At 46.3% G+C, this 19,462-nt stretch carries 14 protein-coding genes and 1 pseudogene; 11 read left to right on the top strand and 4 right to left on the bottom strand.

All coding sequences use genetic code 11. From position 1 onward, the window contains the following. Positions 1-170: 170 nt before the first annotated feature. Positions 171-989 carry an alpha/beta fold hydrolase gene (locus DS742_RS18300; protein ID WP_117418412.1) on the top strand — a complete coding sequence of 273 codons (819 nt, stop codon included), beginning with the start codon at positions 171-173 and terminating at the stop codon, positions 987-989. A gap of 132 nt (positions 990-1,121) precedes the next feature. Here DS742_RS18300 and DS742_RS18295 read toward each other — a convergent pair whose 3' ends face one another. Next, entirely contained in the window at positions 1,122-2,609 is a 1,488-nt protein-coding gene (locus DS742_RS18295) for a tagaturonate reductase (protein ID WP_117418411.1), read from the bottom strand. A gap of 34 nt (positions 2,610-2,643) precedes the next feature. Next, entirely contained in the window at positions 2,644-4,125 is a 1,482-nt protein-coding gene (locus tag DS742_RS18290) for a UxaA family hydrolase (protein WP_117418410.1), read from the bottom strand. A gap of 357 nt (positions 4,126-4,482) precedes the next feature. On the opposite strand from DS742_RS18290, the gene DS742_RS18285 reads away from it, so the two are divergent. From DS742_RS18285 to lysS, 5 genes and pseudogenes are all read left to right on the top strand, one after another. After that, on the top strand, positions 4,483-5,490 hold the full coding sequence (locus tag DS742_RS18285) for a LacI family DNA-binding transcriptional regulator (protein WP_117418409.1): 1,008 nt from the start codon (positions 4,483-4,485) through the stop codon (positions 5,488-5,490). 102 nt (positions 5,491-5,592) lie between these two features. Next, the gene (locus tag DS742_RS18280; protein ID WP_242996592.1) at positions 5,593-5,982 is read left to right on the top strand and encodes a DUF6145 family protein; all 390 of its coding nucleotides are present in this window, start codon (positions 5,593-5,595) and stop codon (positions 5,980-5,982) included. After that, positions 5,979-6,947: a tRNA dihydrouridine synthase DusB gene (gene dusB / locus DS742_RS18275; protein WP_117418408.1), complete on the top strand. Its 969-nt coding sequence runs from the start codon at positions 5,979-5,981 to the stop codon at positions 6,945-6,947. Before DS742_RS18280 ends, dusB begins: the two co-directional genes overlap by 4 nt. A 98-nt stretch (positions 6,948-7,045) precedes the next feature. Further along, a complete protein-coding gene (gene greA, locus DS742_RS18270; protein ID WP_104436990.1) occupies positions 7,046-7,528 on the top strand; it encodes a transcription elongation factor GreA in 483 nt (160 codons plus the stop codon). Between the two features lie 40 nt (positions 7,529-7,568). After that, positions 7,569-9,065: pseudogene (gene lysS / locus DS742_RS18265) on the top strand (lysine--tRNA ligase); the annotation flags it as partial. 187 nt (positions 9,066-9,252) lie between these two features. On the opposite strand, the gene DS742_RS18260 reads toward lysS, so the two are convergent. Next, entirely contained in the window at positions 9,253-10,485 is a 1,233-nt protein-coding gene (locus DS742_RS18260; RefSeq protein WP_117418406.1) for a tyrosine-type recombinase/integrase, read from the bottom strand. A gap of 68 nt (positions 10,486-10,553) precedes the next feature. After that, a complete protein-coding gene (locus tag DS742_RS18255; protein WP_117418405.1) occupies positions 10,554-10,754 on the bottom strand; it encodes a hypothetical protein in 201 nt (66 codons plus the stop codon). A 909-nt stretch (positions 10,755-11,663) separates the two neighbouring features. On the opposite strand from DS742_RS18255, the gene DS742_RS18245 reads away from it, so the two are divergent. The 5 genes from DS742_RS18245 (at position 11,664) to DS742_RS18225 (ending at position 19,437) form a co-directional block, all read left to right on the top strand. Next, the gene (locus DS742_RS18245) at positions 11,664-12,731 is read left to right on the top strand and encodes a YqaJ viral recombinase family nuclease (RefSeq protein WP_117418403.1); all 1,068 of its coding nucleotides are present in this window, start codon (positions 11,664-11,666) and stop codon (positions 12,729-12,731) included. Positions 12,732-12,817: 86 nt separating this feature from the next. Continuing rightward, positions 12,818-15,091 carry an SF1B family DNA helicase RecD2 gene (gene recD2, locus DS742_RS18240; protein WP_117418402.1) on the top strand — a complete coding sequence of 758 codons (2,274 nt, stop codon included), beginning with the start codon at positions 12,818-12,820 and terminating at the stop codon, positions 15,089-15,091. A gap of 262 nt (positions 15,092-15,353) precedes the next feature. Then, positions 15,354-16,463 carry a hypothetical protein gene (locus DS742_RS18235; RefSeq protein ID WP_242996594.1) on the top strand — a complete coding sequence of 370 codons (1,110 nt, stop codon included), beginning with the start codon at positions 15,354-15,356 and terminating at the stop codon, positions 16,461-16,463. 40 nt (positions 16,464-16,503) lie between these two features. Next, positions 16,504-18,291: a YodL domain-containing protein gene (locus DS742_RS18230; protein WP_117418401.1), complete on the top strand. Its 1,788-nt coding sequence runs from the start codon at positions 16,504-16,506 to the stop codon at positions 18,289-18,291. Between the two features lie 168 nt (positions 18,292-18,459). Further along, positions 18,460-19,437, top strand: coding sequence for a PcfK-like family protein (locus tag DS742_RS18225; RefSeq protein ID WP_117418400.1), 978 nt, complete (start codon positions 18,460-18,462; stop codon positions 19,435-19,437). Positions 19,438-19,462: the final 25 nt, after the last annotated feature.

The raw sequence follows: 19,462 nt of genomic DNA, 5'->3' as shown, positions 1-19,462 counted from the left end.
TATCTACCTCCTACCCGATTTGCCAGCTATGGCGGGCGTTAATGGGTGCAAGTCCCGGGTGCGCAATATAAACTTTTCATACCCTCCATTATTCCACCACTGTTAGAAGCGATAGTAAAATGATTTTGTAACAATGCAAAATTATTATACATCATCAGAAGGAGATATCTATGGAAACTAGTGCTGAAACTGAAAAATACCTAAACTATATGGATCATAAAATCCATTACGAGATCCGAGGCAGTGCACCCAGGAGTGTGTTTTTGATTCATGGTTGGACTGGCAGCATCCGAACATGGAAATACCAGCTTGACGCTTTTGTTGATTACAAAGTGGTCGCGATTGACTTACCAGGGAATGGGAAGAGCAGCAAAGATGAAAAGAAAGACTATACTATGGAATTATTTGCGGATTGCATTTATCAGGTAATGAAAGAGGAGGAGATTTCGGAAGGCTTTTTAGTCGGACATAGTATGGGGTTTGCAATATGTGAAATTTTTATACAAAAGTATCCACATATGTGTACGGGTATTTGCAGTATGGATGGGGCGCATTTTGAATTGCCGGAAGATCTGCAGGAAAAAGAAGACTGGTTAAAATTCAATTGGGATTTCGGCCAGAGTATGGATGAAGAGACTGGACGTGAAGCATTTCTAAATATGCTGTTCCTGCCAGACACACCTCAAATGCTGAAAGATGAAGTATTACAAATCAGTAAAGAGGTACCGCTGGTAATTGGAAAATCAATTATATCAAGCGTTGAAAAAAATCAGAAGTATTGGGCAAAAAACCGGCAATCCGACCTGCCATGTCTGGCAATTTATTCACCTGCCTACCAATTACCTCCTGATTATCAATTAGAATTAAAAAGAATATATCCTGCCATCGAATATCATACCATTGCAGACGTATGCCACTATTTAATGATGGAGGTTCCCTATCGGATTAATCAGATTATCTTGGATTTCCTAACCAAAAACTACAGCTGAGCCAGTAAAGACAACGGTTGAATGATCTGTAATTCTAAACAAACCAGTATACCGCTGCCATAAATCAGCAATGGTATACTGGCTTGTTTTATAAAAGAGAAACAAATTTGTATGCAGGGGCAGATTCCCTGATTATAAACATTCCTTCATAACTGCATAAGCGCCTTTTTCTTCGATATCTTTTAAATAACCGGAGACAGCTTCTTCAAAACCTGCAATGGCGGTTAAATCTTCACCCCAGAACTCTGTATTAGTGCAGACAGAGTGGGTAAGAGCAGCAGCGTCCTCATCTTTGTGATCATAGAAGAACTGGAGAATCTGCTTGTCATCTTTCACTGTATACGTATCACCTGCAGGGCGTACCGCGGTCATTCCGTCCTCTGTCAGTGCTGTTCCGTGATAGAATGCAATGTAGAATGCAAAGGAAGCGGTAATGCAGCCTGGAAGCGCATGATTCTTCTCTACGTATCCCTTTAAAGACGGCATAACACGGGCTTTCCACTTGGATGTGGAATTTAAGGAAATAGCTAACAGTGCATGATCAATAAATGGATTTTTGAAACGCTCTGTTACGGAAGCTGCAAAGCTCTTTAATTCTTCTTCCGGAAGAGTTAAGGTAGGAATGATTTCATCGTAAATAGTCTTGTTCATGAATCCGCAGATTACTTCATCATCCATACAGTTGCGGACAATATCCTGACCAGCCAGGTAAGCGCCTAATACGAAAGAGGTATGGGCACCGTTTAAAATACGGACCTTTCTCTGCTTGTATGGCTTGTGATCTCCGCAGATAATAACAGGAAGACCTGCTTCTTCAAATGGAAGTTCTTTCTTTAAGCTGTCCGGTCCTTCAATTACCCAGAAGCCAAATACTTCACCGGTATCAATGATGTTGTCCTGATATCCTAATTCTTCACAGATCGCAGCAGCTTCGTTTCTTGGATAACCGGTTACGATCCGGTCAACCAGAGTGGAGCAGAAGATGTTCTCTGCCTTAATCCAGTTTAAGAACTCATCGCCTAAGTTCCACTGTTTTGCATAGCTTAATACGCATTTTTCCAGTTCTTTTCCGTTGTTGTCAATGAGTTCGCAGGAAAGAATGACAAAGCCTTTTCCAGCTTCCTTACCGAACTTTTCAAAACGTCTGTATAAGAACTGTGTCAGCTTTCCAGGATAGCTGTCAGCCGGTACATCGGTAAACTGGCAGGAAGGGTCATAAGTAATTCCAGCCTCAGTCGTATTGCAGGCAATAAACCGGAGATCCGGGTTTTCAGCACAGGCAAGAACGGTTTCATACTCGCTGTATGGATTTAAACATCTGCTTACGCAGGAAATGACACGCTTGTCATTTACCTTCCGGCCATTTTCAAAGCCGCGGAGGAAGAGAGTATAAAGACCTTCCTGCTCATTGATCATATCTGCCAGACCAGGAGCGATGGGCTGACATAAAACAACCTTGGAATTAAATCCGGTCTTCTCATTAAGAACATCAATAAAGTAATCAACAAAAGCTCTTAAGAAGTTTCCTTCGCCGAACTGCAGAACACGTTCCGGTGCTTCTTTTAATAAATATCCGTCATAACCCAGCTTTTCCAGTGTTTGGTAGCTTAACTTTTCCATTCCGTTTGTCTCCTTATATGTTGTCAGAAATATTTTATAATGTTACACCCTGCTTGAAGATGGCCATGTCGTGGAAACCTGCTTCTTCCGATTTCACCATCTTGCCGGAGGCAACTTCGATTACAAAGTCAAAGAACTGATTCTTTAAAGTCTCCATATCGGTTCCTTCCACTAAAACTCCGCAGTTGAAGTCAATCCAGTTATTCTTTTTCTGGCTGAGAGCGGAATTGGTGGAAATCTTCATGGTCGGTACGGGACATGCAAATGGAGTTCCCCGTCCGGTTGTAAATAAAACGATATGGGCGCCTGATGCCGCAAGGGCAGTGGAAGCCACCAGATCGTTGCCAGGAGCGCTTAAAAGGTTCAGCCCCTTATTGCGTACCGGCTCTCCGTATTTTAATACATCGACCACAGGCATTCTGCCGGATTTCTGGACGCATCCCAGGGACTTGTCCTCAAGCGTGGAAATACCGCCTTTTTTATTGCCTGGAGAGGGGTTCTCGTAAATGGTCTGGTTGTGGCTGGTAAAATAATTCTTAAAGTCATTTATTAAATCAACGGTTTTTCCGAAGGTTTCTTCGTTCTGGCACCGGTTCATCAGAAGGGTTTCCGCACCGAACATCTCAGGTACTTCTGTGAGGATGGTAGTTCCTCCTTTTGAAACCAGCATATCTGAAAATTCACCAACGGTTGGATTGGCTGTAATTCCGGATAATCCGTCAGAACCGCCGCACTTCATTCCGATCACCAGCTCGCTGCAGCTGATTGGCTCTCTGTGAAAGGTTCCCGCATATTCTGCCAGCTGATCGATTAATTCAAGAGAATCCGATATTTCATCATCGGACTCCTGAGCTACCAGGAATTTAACTCTGCGCTCATCGTAGTCGCCGATATAGCGTTTTAATTCGGTGACATTGCTGTTCTCACAGCCAAGTCCCAGCACCAGAACGCCGCCTGCGTTTGGATGATTGATTAAATCTGCCAGAATGGTTCTAGTATATTCCTGATCATCACCCATCTGGGAACAGCCGTAAGGGTGAGGGAAAGCAGCTACCGCATCGATGCTTCCTTTTACATATTTTAAAGATGCACGCTCAATGGCAGTGGCGATTTTATTCACGCAGCCAACGGTTGGAATAATCCAGATTTCGTTGCGCACGCCAACCCGACCGTCGGGTCTGCGGTAACCGTTGAAAAAGCGTTCTTCTGTCGGAGTTACTTCGATTTCCTGTTTGTTGTACGTATAAGTCAGTAAATCCCCTAAACCTGTTTTTAAATTGTGTGTGTGAATCCAGGCCCCTGTCCCAATATTCTCCTTTGCTATGCCGATGGCACAGCCGTATTTGATGACGGATGAGCCGGCAGGTATATCTGTCAGGGCGAACTTATGACCCTGCGGGATATCTTCCAGAAGAGTAACCGCTGTGCCGTCTACGTCTAAGGCACTGCCGGAAGCAAGCGGCTTTAATGCGACTGCCACGTTGTCTTCGGAATTGATTTTGATAAAGTCCTGCATAAGCTTCCTTTCCTTTCTTAGTACCAGTTTCAATATTCAGATGCAATGTAAGTACTTACATAAAACATACACCATTTTTTTCTCTTAGTCAATAGGGAAACATAAAAGAAACATATTTCTTTTAATTATGGGAACAATATAGAAAAAACATACACGATTTTTCCTGTTTTCCTGGTAATAACAGTTGCGCAATACAAAAATATTATGTATAATGAATCGAGATAAGTGTAAGCGCTTACGCTCCCCGCTGTAACGGCCATCCACAGCGGCTGAAAACGCAGACACAGGAAAAGGGGAGGCGTCTGTCTGAATCCGTATTCAGGCGGTAAATTAGGAAGACGTTAGAGGGACACCAGGATGAACATATATGATATCGCAGAGCTTGCAGGAGTTTCCATTGCTACCGTATCCAGGGTGGTAAACGACAGCCCCCGCGTAAGTGAAAAGACAAAACAAAAAGTCAGGGCAATTATGGAGGAAAACGGTTATACTCCCAATGTGTTTGCCAGGGGCTTAGGCCTTGATTCCATGAAAACCATCGGAATTTTATGTCCGGATGTATCCGATGCCTATATGGCAACTGCAGTTGCCCATTTAGAAAGCCGTATGCATGAGCACGGTTACGACTGTATCCTGTGCTGCAGCGGTTTTGAACAGTCAATAAAGGAGAAGTACGTAAGTCTTCTCTTAGCAAAACGCATCGATGCGTTAATTATGGTTGGTTCCACCTATGCAGGTGCCGAGGGAGAGGAAAGCCGTGTGCAGTATGTATTTGATGCAGCCAGACAGGTACCGGTATTCTTAATTAACGGATATTTAGACGGTGAGAATATATATTGTGCTTATGGCGATGATTATCAGGCTACGTATGATGTGACCAGCCAGATGATCGAATCAGGCCGCCGCAGAATCCTGTTTCTGTGCGATTCCCATTCCTACAGTGCCGCAAGGAAGCTGACCGGTTACGAGTCAGCCTTAAAAAGCCACGGCCTGCCGGTGCTGGGCGACTTGAAGCTGTATGTGAAAAACCGGATTCACACCGTGCGTGATATACTTCTGGAACGGAGAGATTTACGGTTTGACAGCGTGATTGCCACAGACGACGGTCTTGCGGTAGGCGCAATTAAATATGCAAATGCCAAGCTTTTAAAGATACCGGAGGATTTATGCATTACAGGCTTTAACAATTCCGCCCTGTCAATCTGCAGCGATCCGGAGCTGTCTTCCGTGGATAACTGGGTGGAAGAACTGTGTAATATCACCATCAGCAACATGATGAAGATCCTTCAGGAGAAGGATCCGGATATCAGCCGGAACTGCAAGGTACCCTGCAGGCTGGTAAAACGCTGTACAACTGATTTTTAGGCTATTGTCATTTCTTTTTTTGTATGGTACAATTAGAATCCGATAAACATAACGACATCAGAAAGCATGCTCTGCATCCCAAGGGGGACAGAACATGCTTGAATGCGTGGTCGGGCAGAAAGAACGGTGACAGATATGGAGCTGGCTGAAGAGAAAGTGGTGCTGTGCGGCGCCAATTCTTATGAACAGAAATATTATTTTAATGAACAGTTTAAAAGTCTCCCGGAAAGCATCCGGCAGGAGCTTCAGATCATGTGTGTACTCTACACCGAAGACATAGGCGGAGTTCTGGTTCTGGAGTTTGACGAGGATGGAACTTTGGAATTTAAAGTAACGGCATCCGATGAGGACTATTTATTTGATGAAATCGGAAGTGTATTAAAGATAAAGCAGTACCAGCGGGAAAAACGGGAGCTTTTGGAGTCCCTTGAGATGTACTACCGTGTTTTTTATCTGGGAGAAGAATTAGAAGACGGAGAAAAAGACAGTTGAAACTTAGAATAGGAAATGTAACGTTTGACAATAATCTGATACTGGCGCCGATGGCAGGGGTTACGGACCTGCCATTTCGTTTTCTTTGCAGGGAGCAGGGCTGCGGACTGTCGGTCACAGAGATGGTCAGTGCCAAAGCCATTTTATATAAGAACAAAAACACCAATGAGCTGTTAAGCGTATCCGATCAGGAAGGTCCGGTGAGTGTACAGCTTTTCGGTTCCGACCCGGCGATCATGGCAGATATGGCAGCTGCCATAGAATCCCGGCCATTTGCCCTGATCGATGTGAACATGGGCTGTCCGGTGCCGAAGATTGTAAATAACGGCGAAGGCTCCGCGCTGATGAAAGACATGAAGCTGGCGGAGAAGGTCCTGACTGCCATGGTAAAGGCAGTGAAGAAGCCGGTCACTGTAAAATTCAGAAAAGGCTTTACGGAGGAAGACTGCAATGCAGTGGAATTCGCCCGTATGGCGGAAAGCTGCGGTGTGGCAGCGGTTGCTGTCCATGGCAGGACCAGGGAGCAGTACTATTCCGGGACTGCGGACTGGGATATCATCAGGCAGGTGAAGGAAGCTGTCTCCATTCCTGTCATCGGCAACGGCGATGTCTTTGAGCCGGAAGATGCCAAGGCCTTAATCGATCAGACCGGCTGTGACGGAGTCATGATCGCCCGGGGCGCAAAAGGAAATCCCTGGATCTTTTCCAGGACCCTGCATTACTTAGAGACAGGAGAACTGTTGAAACCGCCGTCTCCGGCTGAGATCAGCGAGATGATTCTGCGTCATGGAACCATGCAGGCAGAGCACAAGGGAGAGACGGTTGCCATGCGTGAGATGAGAAAACACATGGCATGGTATACTGCCGGACTTCCCCATTCGGCCAAATTGAGAAACGATATCAATCAGGTGGAAACAATGGAAGAATTAAGGCAGTTTGTAAGAGAAAGAATTGGCGCATTATAATCAGAAAAAGGGACTCGAATCTTGACAATTACAGATGTTTAAGCTATAATATCTGGAATGTGATTTAGCGAGTAGAAACCAGGAGGAAGTAAAAAACCATGGTAGACAAGAAGAATATTTTAACCTATGAAGGTCTTAAGAGATACGAAGATGAGCTTCAGAACTTAAAAGTAGTGAAAAGAAAAGAAGTTGCCCAGAAAATTAAGGAAGCCAGAGAACAGGGTGACTTATCCGAGAATGCAGAGTACGATGCTGCCAAAGATGAGCAGAGAGACATCGAGCTGCGTATCGAAGAGCTGGAAAAGCTGCTTAAGAATGCAGAAGTAGTCGTAGAAGATGAGATAGACTTAGATAAGATTAATATTGGCTGTAAGGTAAAAGTCTACGATGTGGATGAAGACGAAGAGATGGAATTCAAGATTGTTGGTTCCACCGAAGCAAACAGCCTTCAGAACAAGATTTCCAATGAATCTCCGGTAGGTCAGGCGCTGATTGGCAAAAAAGTGGGAGACGTTGTTGATGTTGAAACACAGTCGGGAGTCATTCAGTATAAGGTACTTGAGATCCAGAGAGTGTCTTAAGAGTACTTCCTTAACATAGTTCACAAAGGAGTGGAAACAAGTGGCAGAACAGCAGAATCAAAACCAGAATCAGGTTGTAGAAGAGGATTTAAACCATTTACTTAAGGTTCGCCGGGAGAAGCTGGCTGAGCTTCAGGAATCAGGAAAGGATCCGTTTAAAGTTACAAAGTACGATGTTACCGTACACAGCAGTGAGATCAAAGAAAATTATGAAGTCTGGGAAGGCAAAGAAGTCTCCATCGCAGGACGTCTGATGTCCAAGCGGGTTATGGGAAAGGCCTCTTTTTGTAATGTCCAGGATTTAAAGGGTAATATTCAGTCCTATGTAGCAAGAGACAGCATTGGCGAAGAATCCTATAAAGAATTTAAAAAGCTTGATATCGGTGATATCGTTGGAATCAAGGGAACCGCATTTACCACTAAGACAGGAGAGGTTTCCATCCATGCGGAAAGCGTGGAGCTGCTGACCAAGAGTCTGCAGATTCTGCCGGAGAAGTTCCATGGCCTTACTAATACCGATCTTCGTTACAGACAGAGATATGTTGATTTGATTATGAATCCGGAAGTACGCGATACCTTTGTTAAGCGCTCCCAGATTATAAAGGAGATCCGCAATCATCTGGATGCACAGGGCTTTATGGAGGTTGAAACTCCTATGCTGGTGGCCAATGCAGGCGGAGCAGCAGCAAGACCTTTTGATACCCATTATAACGCCCTTGATGAGGACGTAAAGCTGCGTATCTCTCTGGAGCTTTATTTAAAGAGACTGATTGTCGGCGGTTTAGAGCGGGTTTATGAAATCGGACGTGTTTTCCGTAATGAGGGTGTGGATACCAGACATAACCCTGAATTTACTTTGATGGAGCTCTATCAGGCATATACCGATTACCACGGCATGATGGATCTGGTGGAGAATTTATTCCGTGAGGTTGCATTAAAGGTGCTTGGCACTGCGGTTGTGACCTATGATGGAGTGGAGATTGATTTATCTAAACCATTTGAGCGTATTTCCATGGTTGACGCTCTGAAAAAATATAAGGATATTGATTTTACTGCTATTCATACAGATGAAGAAGCGAAAGCTCTTGCGGATCAGTACCATGTAGCTTATGAAGCAAGACATAAAAAGGGCGATATTTTAAGCCTTCTGTTTGAAGAGTTTGTAGAGGAGCATTTGATTCAGCCTACGTTTATTATTGATCATCCGGTTGAGATTTCACCTCTTACAAAGAAAAAGCCGAGTGATCCGGAATATACAGAGCGGTTTGAGCTGTTTATTACAAAGCGGGAGATGGCGAATGCTTATTCTGAGCTGAATGATCCGCTGGATCAGATTGAGAGATTTAAGGCTCAGGAAGCACTTCTGGCAGCGGGAGATGATGAAGCGAACTCGATGGATGAGGATTTCGTCAATGCGCTGATGATCGGTATGCCTCCTACGGGCGGGATTGGGATTGGGATTGACCGGTTTGTGATGCTGCTTACGGATAGTTATGCGATCAGGGATGTGTTGTTGTTCCCGACGATGAAACCTTTGGACAAATAAACCACAAGATGTAGTACCCACGACGCTTGACGACGCCATATATAGTGTTTTCGGCATACATTTACAAACTTTTTACAAACTTTGCGGAGAATCCTACGAAACAGGACAACGCAATACGAAGGGCTGACCTGGCAATAACACGTTGCGGGCAGCCCTTTTTTTGTCCACAGTATCACTCTTACAACAAATTAAACTGCCCGCTGATCTTTTTCACTTTGCTCTGCATGGCCTCCTCCGTGATGTGGGTGTAAATATCCATTGTAGTGGAAAAATCGGCATGCCCCATAACCTGCTGAATAAATTTGATGTCGCTGGTCATCTCGCAAAGCCGTGTGCAGAAGGTGTGGCGGAGGTTATGGACACTGAAATGCGGAATCAGCACTGGTTCCCGATCTTCAAGCTCAGCCTGATCCATTTCAGCCAGATTGTACTCCGTATAAATGCGGATGATAGCTCGATTGATGTTGTGAGCAGACATAAAGGAACCAAAGCGATTGCGGAATACAAAGCCATAGCATCCGCCCAACACCAATTCGGGACCAGGGTATAGCGTTTCCTTGACTTCATTTAATGCGCGAAGCTGCTCCATAACCTCTGGAAACAAAATTGGAATCGTGCGGGTTCCTTTGGCAGTTTTGGGTGTGGTGATATGAAAACCGGCCTTACCGTCAATGACTCTGTAAATCAGGTTGTGGTTGACTGAAATGGTGTTATTATCAAAGTCCACATCACTCCAGGTTAAGCCGGTGCATTCTGCCACACGCATTCCTGTACCGACCAGCGTGGTTAGGACCGGCAGCCAATGGCAGTAAGTAGGATGTTTTGCCGCAAATCGTAGGAAATTCTGCTGCTGGATTCTTGTCAAGGCGATTCTGGGTTCCGGCTCCGGTGCGGTACCGTCTTTTTTTAGTGAGCGGTATACGCCCTTGCTTGGGTTCTTACGGATATAGTCATCGTCCACTGCCATTTCCAGTGTAGGATGGATCAAGTTGTTGATGCCTTCCAACGAGTTTGTTGCAAATCCCTTTTTCAATAATTTAGTATAAAGGGAAAGAATCTCGCTTTTATGGATGGTATTGATAGACTTATTTGCCAAGGGCTCTTTTTGAATATAACACTCCCATAGGTACAGGTAGTTTGCCCGCGTTGATGGCTTCAATTTAATTTTTGTTCCCATGTAGACTTTGAACATATCGTTCAAAGTAATCTTTGCAGCCTCCTGCGTGCGGATGCCATCATCCTTGTCTTTGTTAATCGTACCTTCCTTTTTACGTAGCTCTGCCAGATCGGCATCATAAATGTACTTTTTCTTGGTGCCGAGTTTGTAGACGTACATATACGTTCCATCGGTACGCTGGGTTTCTCCGGGGCGAAGGTTACGCCCCTTATTATCTTTTCTTGTTTTAGCCATAGTGGTTACCTCCAACTGATGAATTGTTTTGCCCATAGCCGTATGGACTGCGGGCACAGGGTCTTGTGTCAGCATGAAATCTCGTACAGATACTCTTTAATGCGTTGTACGCTCCAAAGAACACGGGAATTCATGGTGATGCGTGCGTGGGCCAAATCACCGATCTGGACGGCGGTATGTCGTCCACAGCAAAGCATCTTGCAGAGTGTGTCGGTATCAACGGACAAACACTGCTCCGGGGAAAGATCATTCGGTTTTCTTTTTTCCATAATCGCCCTCCTTTTGCAATTACATATATCCTTTACGATTTGTAAATCAGGTTTTTCAACAAAAACAATGAAGCCTATAAAATTCAGTTAGGAGTAACCAGTGTAGTGATTTTTCCAAAGGGCCATTTCCTGCGCCGGTGTTCCGCCGCGTATTTGCAGGCTGTCGCTATGCGGCACTTCTACGGTGGGCACGCTCTTGTCATCGCATACTGTCCGCCATTCCTGTATAACTCCCTCTGGAAAGGTTATGAATATTGTCAAGGTACAAAAAAGACATATGGAGCCGTCCGGTCTTGTCCGGTTTTGACCCATATGCCTAAAAAAGAGGAAGAATGAAAAATTCTTCTGCAAGGTTCTGTAAAAAACTTAGAAATCTATATATGGTATTGCGCTCTTGACTTAATCTATATATTGTGTTATTCTTACAACGTAATTGATTTTTGTGCGCCTGGTATGGGAATACAGAGTTTTTTCTCTGTACGCGGTCCTGATCCGCATTGCACACGCTGTTAAGTTTGTATTCTGTCAGTGGAATTACTGCGCCAAATTGGCCGGTAGATCACTGGCTTTTTTTATTTTCAGGGATTTCCCTAATTTGAAGCGAGAATGACTTTGGCTCATGGAATTTAGATTCTGTGGGCGCCAGGCAATTTTTTGCCCCTAGTCATTCTCGCTTTTTTTGTTGCCCAAATGCCGGAAACGGCTTTGAGGATAAATTCAATTTACAGAAAGGTAGGTATTGTAAATGAAGATGAGTCAGAAAAAAAAGTCCGTCCACACCGTCCAAAAACAGACGGCTGTCGGCGGATGGAAAAAGGGCTGCCAAAAAGTAAGCTACCGGAGCTGGAATCCTCGTGTGGTGCCAAAAACAGCCGTTATTCCCAGACGCATGCGTAGGGGGATTTAATTATGATGGCAAACAACACCACACAGAGAGCGAGGCATAAGCCACTTGTATTGGTCGAGACAGCAAATCTGCCCAGAAACGAATGGCTGGCATATCGGCGCCGTGGAATTGGCGGTAGTGATGTAGCATCTATCTTTGGTATTTCTCCTTTCCGAACAGCCAGAGACCTTTACTTCGACAAATTGGATATCGCATCGGTTGAAGAAGATGAAGGTAACTGGGTTGCCATGGAAATGGGAAACCTGCTGGAACCACTGGTGGCGAAAATCTTTGCGAAGAAAACAGGTTACAAGATTTATCAGATCAAAAAGATGTTTTATCATCCGCGGTACCCTTTCATGCTGGCCGATCTGGACTACTTCGTGGAGCTACTGGACGGCACAACAGCCATATTAGAAATCAAAACCACCAACTATAATGCCAGGGATCATTGGTGGCTGGACGGTGCGGAAACAGTACCTGTTTATTATGAAAGTCAAGGACGGCATTACATGAGTGTTATGGATCTTGATCGGGTGTTCTTCTGCTGCCTTTATGGAAACAACGAGGAAGAAGTGATCATCCGAGAAATCAGACGGGATTTTGCCTATGAGGAAGAAATGATTTTTCTGGAGCAGGAATTTTGGGAAAGTCATGTACAGGCAAAATTGCCTCCCCCTTATTGGGAACCAGGTGATCTTATCATGGCAAGTGCGCGCAGACATTTTGGCGCCGCGGACCCCAATGCACCGGTGATAGAGCTGAATGCAAGTATGAGTGCAAAACTGATGCGTTATCTGCAGCTCCAGGAAGAAAAGAAAAATGTGGAGGTGAATTCTAAGCAAATTGATAAAGAACTGAATCGCCTGAAAGGGATATTGGTCGCTGAAATGGGAACAAGTTGTACCGCTGTTTGTAAACGAGGTAAAGCAAGTTATACCATCACCTATAATCCAGTTCGGAAAACAGCCATAGATAAGGATGGACTGCTGCGGCTGAAATTGCAATATCCGGATATCTATGAGCAGTTTGTCTCAACGTCTGAATTTCGACGTTTCAATGTGAAAGCAGCATCAGTGGATGCTGCGTAATTATTTTATGAAAGGAGACTGTATGGCAACGAAAGAATCTTTTGGAAGAGCGGTATTCCTTGACCAGCAGGTCAGGAGGTGAAAAATTGAACTACATCGGTACTTATGATGGGACGATTTTTTATAATCCCACAAATAAATACTGCATTATCAGTGTGAAGACAAAAGACCAGAGCGTACCGCCTCAGGCGCGAGCGACCAGACAATATCGGGATCACCTAATCCGTTTTGTGGCCGTGGGTTATGAATTGCCCCGTACAGATGCCGTTCAATTGGAACTGGACGGCGAATGGGTAAATGGTAAGTATGGTCAGCAGCTTCAGGTGGAGCAATGGCATGAAATTGTTCCACGCACGGCTGACGGAGTAGAGGGTTATTTGGCCTCCGGTCTTATTAAAGGCATTGGCCCCAAGATGGCTGCTGAAATTGTTGCTCGCTTTGGCGTGGAAACGCTGGACATTCTGGAAAAGCATCCGGAGCGCCTGCTTGAGGTCAAGGGGATTACGGAAAACAAGCTGGAAGATATCAAAGTTTCATATGCCGAAAGCCGTATGCTGCAGGATCTTATGACGCTGCTCTCTCCATACAAGATAACGCCGAAAACAGCGCTTAGAATCTATCAGCATTTTGGGCCTGACAGCGTGGAGGTGCTGCAAAGAAATCCTTTTGAACTTTGTAAGATATCCGGCTTTGGATTCCGGAGAGTAGACGCCATTGTTCAGAAAAACGGGAACGACTTACATGACCCCATGCGTGTCAAAGGTGCGCTCATTTGCACACTGGATGAGATTCGCGGAAAACAAGGTCACTTATATTTGGATAGCGAGAGTCTGGTAAACCTTGGCTTGAAACTCTTGAACGAAAAGATTCCTCTTCCCGGGATGCGTCTGCACAAGCAGGAAGTAGAAGATGCACTGCAGGACATGATTTTAAACGGAGATGTGGTTATGAGCCGGAATAACATCTATCTGCCCCGCGTCTTTATGTTGGAAGATGATGCTGCCAGGCAGATTGCCACACGATTGGTTGCTGCATCCACAGTGGAGCATATTCCCTTACTGCTGGAACAAATTAAGACGGAGATAGGTATTTCACTTTCTGGAAAACAGGACAAGGCTGTGCGTGTGGCATTCCAAAATAACATTTCCATTATCACCGGTTCGCCTGGTACCGGTAAGACGACGGTACTTAAAACCATTTTGGAGGTATACCGACGCTTACACCCAGACGGAAAAATCATGTTAATGGCTCCTACTGGACGCGCCAGCCGCCGAATGGCAGAAAGTACTGGATTTGAGGATGCCAAAACAATGCACAGCGGCCTGGGGCTTGGAAGTGAGGAAGACGAGAGTGGCCGCAAAAAAGAGGTTGCCCCGCTGGCTGCAGACCTAGTTATCGTGGACGAATTCTCCATGGTGGATATGTGGCTGGCAAAGCAGTTCTTCACAAGGTTGAAAGACGGCTGTCGGGTGGTGCTGGTGGGTGATGCCGATCAGTTGCCCAGTGTTGGCGCCGGCAATGTGTTCCGTGAGCTGATTAATTGCGGGTTGGTACCCGTGACGGTGTTAAACGAGATTTTCCGTCAGGCTGAGGACAGTTTAATTGCTCACAATGCCAAATTTATCAATGAGGGCAGCACCAAGTTGTATTACGGCCCGGATTTTGTGTTTCATTCCTGTGACAACCAGGAGGAGACGGCAGAGAAAATCATGGAATTCTACCGTAATGAAATTACAGAAAACGGTATTGAGCAGGTACAAATTTTATCACCGTTCCGCTCAGCAGGTGCCGCATCTGCCGAACAGCTCAACGAGGCAATTCGGGAGTTAGTGAATCCCTTTTCTTCCACAGAAGAGGAAATCAAGCTTGGACCAAAGAACTTCCGTGTTGGAGACCGTATTATGCAGACCAAGAACACAGAAAAGGTCTCCAATGGCGATCTGGGCTTTATCCGGTACATTAAGGAAACCGAAGATGGGAAACGGATTGGAGTGGATTTTGGAGCGACCCGGCAATTGGAGTATGGCGTAGAGGATCTTGTCAATCTGGATCTAGCCTATGCCACAACGATTCATAAGGCGATGGGGGCGGAATGCGAAACCGTCATTATGCCGCTGCTCAAGGCACATACGGTGATGCTTTACCGTAATTTGCTCTATACTGCCATCACCCGTGCCAAAAAGCGAGTGGTGCTGGTTGGGCAGAAAGCGGTGCTGTTTATGGCTATCCACCGCAATGAGATCAGCAAGCGCAATACTTCCTTGGGAGAACGCATCTGCCTGTATTACCGGGCATTTGCCAAAAATGCGGGCGTCATCATTCCCGCGGCTCTGGAGGAAAAACTGAAGAATGCAGGTTAAAAAAAGAGAGGCAAGGTGCAGAAATTGCGCCCGGCGTCTCTATTTATTTCGAAAGGAGCAAATGAACATGAACGAAAATGAAAAAAAGAAAAACCTGATGTATGGAACTATTCCGGCAGTGGCCCAGTTGAATAAGGTGCAAGGATTTGACCCGCTGCAGTTTTTGCGGCCGGTCATCTCGGAAAAGACGCAGGAAAATCTGCTGAAGCTGGACCTGCGCTATCAGAAACTCTGGTTTCGTCTGGCCCATCCCCATGGGCGCATGAAAGTGACCGCATTGCGAATCACCGACCAGATGGCGATTTTTGAGGCCAAGGTGTTTCTGGACCGGAGTGATAACGAGCCGGCCAGCAACTTTGTCGCCAGTCTGACCCGGGAGGATACACCCAACTATATCAAAGAAACCCAGGAAACCGCTTTGAGTACCGCTTTGCAGGATGCCGGATTTGGCCTGCAGTTTGCAGATGTGAGTATGGGCAAAGACAGTGAACGCTATGGCAGTGCCATTCCGGTGTCCGGCAAGCAGACGGAAGGAAAGACTACTGTTAAGGAAATGCCGTCTCAGGCCGCAGGAACCGCCGCAGAGACGCTTCCTGCTTTGGAGAAGAAAGTACCTACGCAAACGGTAAAAGCACCACAGGCGATGCCTGTGGCCGCTACAACGCCGCTTCTCAATGCGGAGACCAATCATGGTGTGCAGAGTACGGCGGAAAAACTGCCCATGAACGAGCAGAAAGAATCGTCAGAAGAACATCTGCTTGTCAAAGAGGCTACATCAGAACCTGCCGCTGCAGAGAGCCTGCCCGTTGTTTCAATGGAGCAGGACAAAGTGATGGAGAGTCTTCCTGTCAACCCTGCCGGCAAGGAGGACGGAGCAGCGAAACAGCTGCCCGTTGTCCAAGCTGATGAAACGGAACAGGCAGAGAGCTTGCCGGCGACCCCGGATGAAAAGCCGGCGCAAGACAAAGACGATTCCAGAGAAAGCAAGACGATTCCCTTTACCAGTTTGGTGACCACTGCTGCTGCACTGGCTCCGGAATCCACTTCCGTTGTCAGTGAGGCGAGTGAGCCTGCAACCCAAGAAGCTCCTGCCTCGATTCCGGCGCAGAGTGTGGAAACGGTTACCGCCGCTGTTCCCCGTTACACTGAGGATATGCCGGTGGAGGACATTGCGGCTCTGATGACTTATGAGGAGGCGCGGGATGTGAAAGTTGACACAGGAATCTGCAATGGTTGGACGATTGGCCGGGTCGCAGACGAAAGAACGCCCAGCTTGAAATATTACCTTTACGGCTACAAGGGCAGCAACAATATCCTCCGTGCAGCAGCCAAAGTCATGTTGGACTCACTGACAGAGCAGAAGGCCGGTTGAGCGATCAGCCGCAGGGGCTAAGGAAGGGAGGGATGAATCAATGGACTCATACCCACGGGATTTTCCTTTCGGGATCATGGATGTGGTGGAATTGCTGCACTTGCAAATACGGCGCAGACAGGCAAACAGCGTTTATGTGGACTGCCCTTTTTGCAATGACCGCCGTGGCAAGATGAACGTGAATTACGTCAAGAATGTCTGGCGGTGCAACTATTGCGGTGAACATGGTGGTATGCTGGCGTTGTATGCCAAGCTTAATAGCACGACCAATTCTGATGCTTACCGGGAAATCTGCGATATTCTGCAAACCGATCCACCCTGGGGGTATGAGGCGGAGAAAAAACACGCTGGCTGCGCCGGGGTTTCCAATGGGGAACCCCGGGCCGTCAGCACTCTCCCCGGCATGACACAACAGGCCGGCACAAAGGATCTGGAAGAAGTACCGCAATCGCAGAGGGCCAGCGACCAGGAAATCCACCAGACTTATTCGCTGTTGTTTGAAATGTTGTCTCTGACAGATCAGCACAGGCGGCATCTGCGCTCACCAAAGCGTGGACTGACGGATGAGCAAATTGACTCTCTGGGCTACAAAAGCACCCCGCCGGCGTTCCTTTGTCGGTCTCTTACAGAACGGCTGCTTGCAAGGGGGTGTACAGTGCAGGGAGTCCCCGGTTTTTATCAGCTGGAGAGCGGAAACTGGAGCGCTAAATTCAACAGAAGGACTGCCGGAATTTTAATTCCGGCCAGGGGGATCGACGGCCTGATCTGCGGCATACAGATTCTTTTGGATGTGCCTCTGCGGGATAAAAACGATCCACCGGACAAGGCTGGAGCTAAATACATCTGGTTTTCGTCCTCGACCAAGAACATGGGCACAACCTCTGGCAGTCCGGTACATTTTGTAGGAAATCCCTTTGCCCGTACCGTCTATGTGACGGAGGGACTGCTTAAAGCGGATATTGCCCATCTTTTGATGAACCTATCTTTTATGGCAATCGCAGGAGCCAATAATGTAAGCCGGCTGGACCTGCTGTTTGCCCTGCTGGCACAGCATGGCACGGAACTAATTGTGGAGGCGTTTGATATAGATAAGTACAGCAACAAGGCCATTTCTCAAGGGGCTTCGAAAATCTATCTCATGGCGAGAAAACATGGTATGAACTGCCGCCGCTTGACCTGGAATCCCAATTACAAGGGTGTGGACGACTGGCAGCTTGCGTTACGTCGAAAAGAAATGCAGGAAAAAGAGGAGGAATCTATGACTTTTAAGACACGCTATCTTTCAGGTCTTTGTAACATGGATGACATCAACAGGAACATTGAGATATGGCACAAAATGCCGGAGAATGGTGTTGGCCTAACTGCCTATCTGGGATTGGCAGAGGACGAATATGCTGTTTTTCTTAGGAATGGTCAGGATGAGCTGGAAAAATTGTTGGATACCCAGCGCCGTGAGCGTCATTTTCGTATCTATCAATTAAGTTTTGAAACAGAGCCTACCATTCCTTTTGCATTTTTGGGGATTGAGGCTCTGCACAAAGCCGGCTTTAATCAGCCGCCTGCAGCAAAGTACCGTCTGGTATACGAGGGTAGCATCAGTGTACCGCGGGTACTGCCGGATGATGAGATTTTACAATTGCTTTTTATCCGGTACAGTACACCGCAGGAAGGTTACTCCGAACGCTGTTTAGCTGTTTCGGATGTGATGGAGCTCTATGATGAGGAACAAAGACTTTATTTTTATCGTGATATGGATACCTTTGTGCCTTGTCGTTTTTCCCCGGCCTTTGCAAAGCCGATGTCGGAAAAACAGGGGAACAATGGATAAATAAAAAGATCAAGAAAGGGTCAAAGTAGAATTCTGAAATTAGCTGTTACTGCTTAAATCTTACAACATACATAGTTTGTGTGTTGTAGTCAATCAACAAAAGGCATGGAATGGGATTTTCAATCCTGTTTCCATGCCTTTTTTCGTAATGATGAAAGGAGATTTATCATGGGTGTTTTTTCTGAAATAAATATGGAAATGCAGAGCGGCATAGATTCGCCGTTTGAGGACGAGGGTGCTTTTGAGCAAGCGCCGGCTTTTGAACAGGCGGAACGACTGCCTGTCATGCCTCCTGAACAGATGGAAGAAAAAATGGAATTGCCTGCCCTCCAGGCAGGTGTTTCCGACGATATGGACAGCGCAGATAATGAGGCGGAGGAATTGGAAGATGGCCCCGCCGAGAAATCTAATGGCTGCGGTAAGGAGTTGGAGGCTGAAACGAAATTGGACAGCAAGCCCGGACAGGATACCGTAAATTCTAAAGCCCAGGCCGAGGCCGAGGAGAAAAAAAGGAAGGCTGACCACGAAGCGGCAGAGGCCAAACGCAAGGAAGAATGGGAAGCTGCCCAAAATGCCAAGAAGGCGGATGAACAGGAACAATTGGACCGTCTGGCTGCAATGGGTGATGAAGAGGTCATTGAGGCTTCTGCTAAACGTGTGAGTGGAGCTACTGAGAGATTAACGCGGCGTAACATGAAGGAATGTGTGTCGGAGTATATTCAAACTCTTTGCTTTTCCGACCCTGCTTTTGCCAGATTGACGATGCTGCCACGTAAGACGATGATCCATTGCTTCTACTATATCAACCGGAAGGCTATGGAATTTCTCCATCAGGAAATGAAGGACAATGGTATGACGCCAGAAGGACCTAACGGCACATATGGCGGCGATATACCAGACGACATGTGTTATCAGTGGGCGGAGGAATATTTTCGTGACCCGGATGCCGAGGAGGACAAGGAGAAGGAAGAAGAATTCGTTCCAAAGCCCTACATGGGCAGGACCGTTCCAACTAAGACAAAGAATAAAAAGGCTTTGGAGAAGAAAGCAGCAGAGAAAAAGCCGGAGCCAGAGAAAAAAGATGCGCTGCCTGACGGGCAAATGTCACTGCTTGATCTGAGTATGCCTACCTCGAAAGCAGGATGATTTGTTTGGCAGCAAAGAAAGGAGA

The organism is Lacrimispora amygdalina, assembly GCF_003432035.1.
GTDB classification, from domain to species: Bacteria; Bacillota; Clostridia; order Lachnospirales; family Lachnospiraceae; genus Lacrimispora; species Lacrimispora amygdalina.
Note: the sequence above shows the minus strand (reverse complement) of the source record. Positions and strands in the feature narration are given on the sequence as shown.

What these genes read in the sequence shown, in the direction of transcription:
- greA (WP_104436990.1), top strand. Translation starts at nt 7,046, where the DNA reads ATGGTAGACAAGAAGAATATTTTAACCTATGAAGGTCTTAAGAGATAC.
- DS742_RS18230 (WP_117418401.1), top strand. Translation starts at nt 16,504, where the DNA reads ATGGACTCATACCCACGGGATTTTCCTTTCGGGATCATGGATGTGGTG.
- DS742_RS18225 (WP_117418400.1), top strand. Translation starts at nt 18,460, where the DNA reads ATGGGTGTTTTTTCTGAAATAAATATGGAAATGCAGAGCGGCATAGAT.
- DS742_RS18290 (WP_117418410.1), bottom strand. Translation starts at nt 4,125, where the DNA reads ATGCAGGACTTTATCAAAATCAATTCCGAAGACAACGTGGCAGTCGCA.
- DS742_RS18300 (WP_117418412.1), top strand. Translation starts at nt 171, where the DNA reads ATGGAAACTAGTGCTGAAACTGAAAAATACCTAAACTATATGGATCAT.
- DS742_RS18255 (WP_117418405.1), bottom strand. Translation starts at nt 10,754, where the DNA reads ATGGAAAAAAGAAAACCGAATGATCTTTCCCCGGAGCAGTGTTTGTCC.
- DS742_RS18280 (WP_242996592.1), top strand. Translation starts at nt 5,593, where the DNA reads ATGCGTGGTCGGGCAGAAAGAACGGTGACAGATATGGAGCTGGCTGAA.
- DS742_RS18260 (WP_117418406.1), bottom strand. Translation starts at nt 10,485, where the DNA reads ATGGCTAAAACAAGAAAAGATAATAAGGGGCGTAACCTTCGCCCCGGA.
- DS742_RS18235 (WP_242996594.1), top strand. Translation starts at nt 15,354, where the DNA reads ATGAAAGTGACCGCATTGCGAATCACCGACCAGATGGCGATTTTTGAG.
- DS742_RS18285 (WP_117418409.1), top strand. Translation starts at nt 4,483, where the DNA reads ATGAACATATATGATATCGCAGAGCTTGCAGGAGTTTCCATTGCTACC.
- DS742_RS18295 (WP_117418411.1), bottom strand. Translation starts at nt 2,609, where the DNA reads ATGGAAAAGTTAAGCTACCAAACACTGGAAAAGCTGGGTTATGACGGA.
- DS742_RS18245 (WP_117418403.1), top strand. Translation starts at nt 11,664, where the DNA reads ATGATGGCAAACAACACCACACAGAGAGCGAGGCATAAGCCACTTGTA.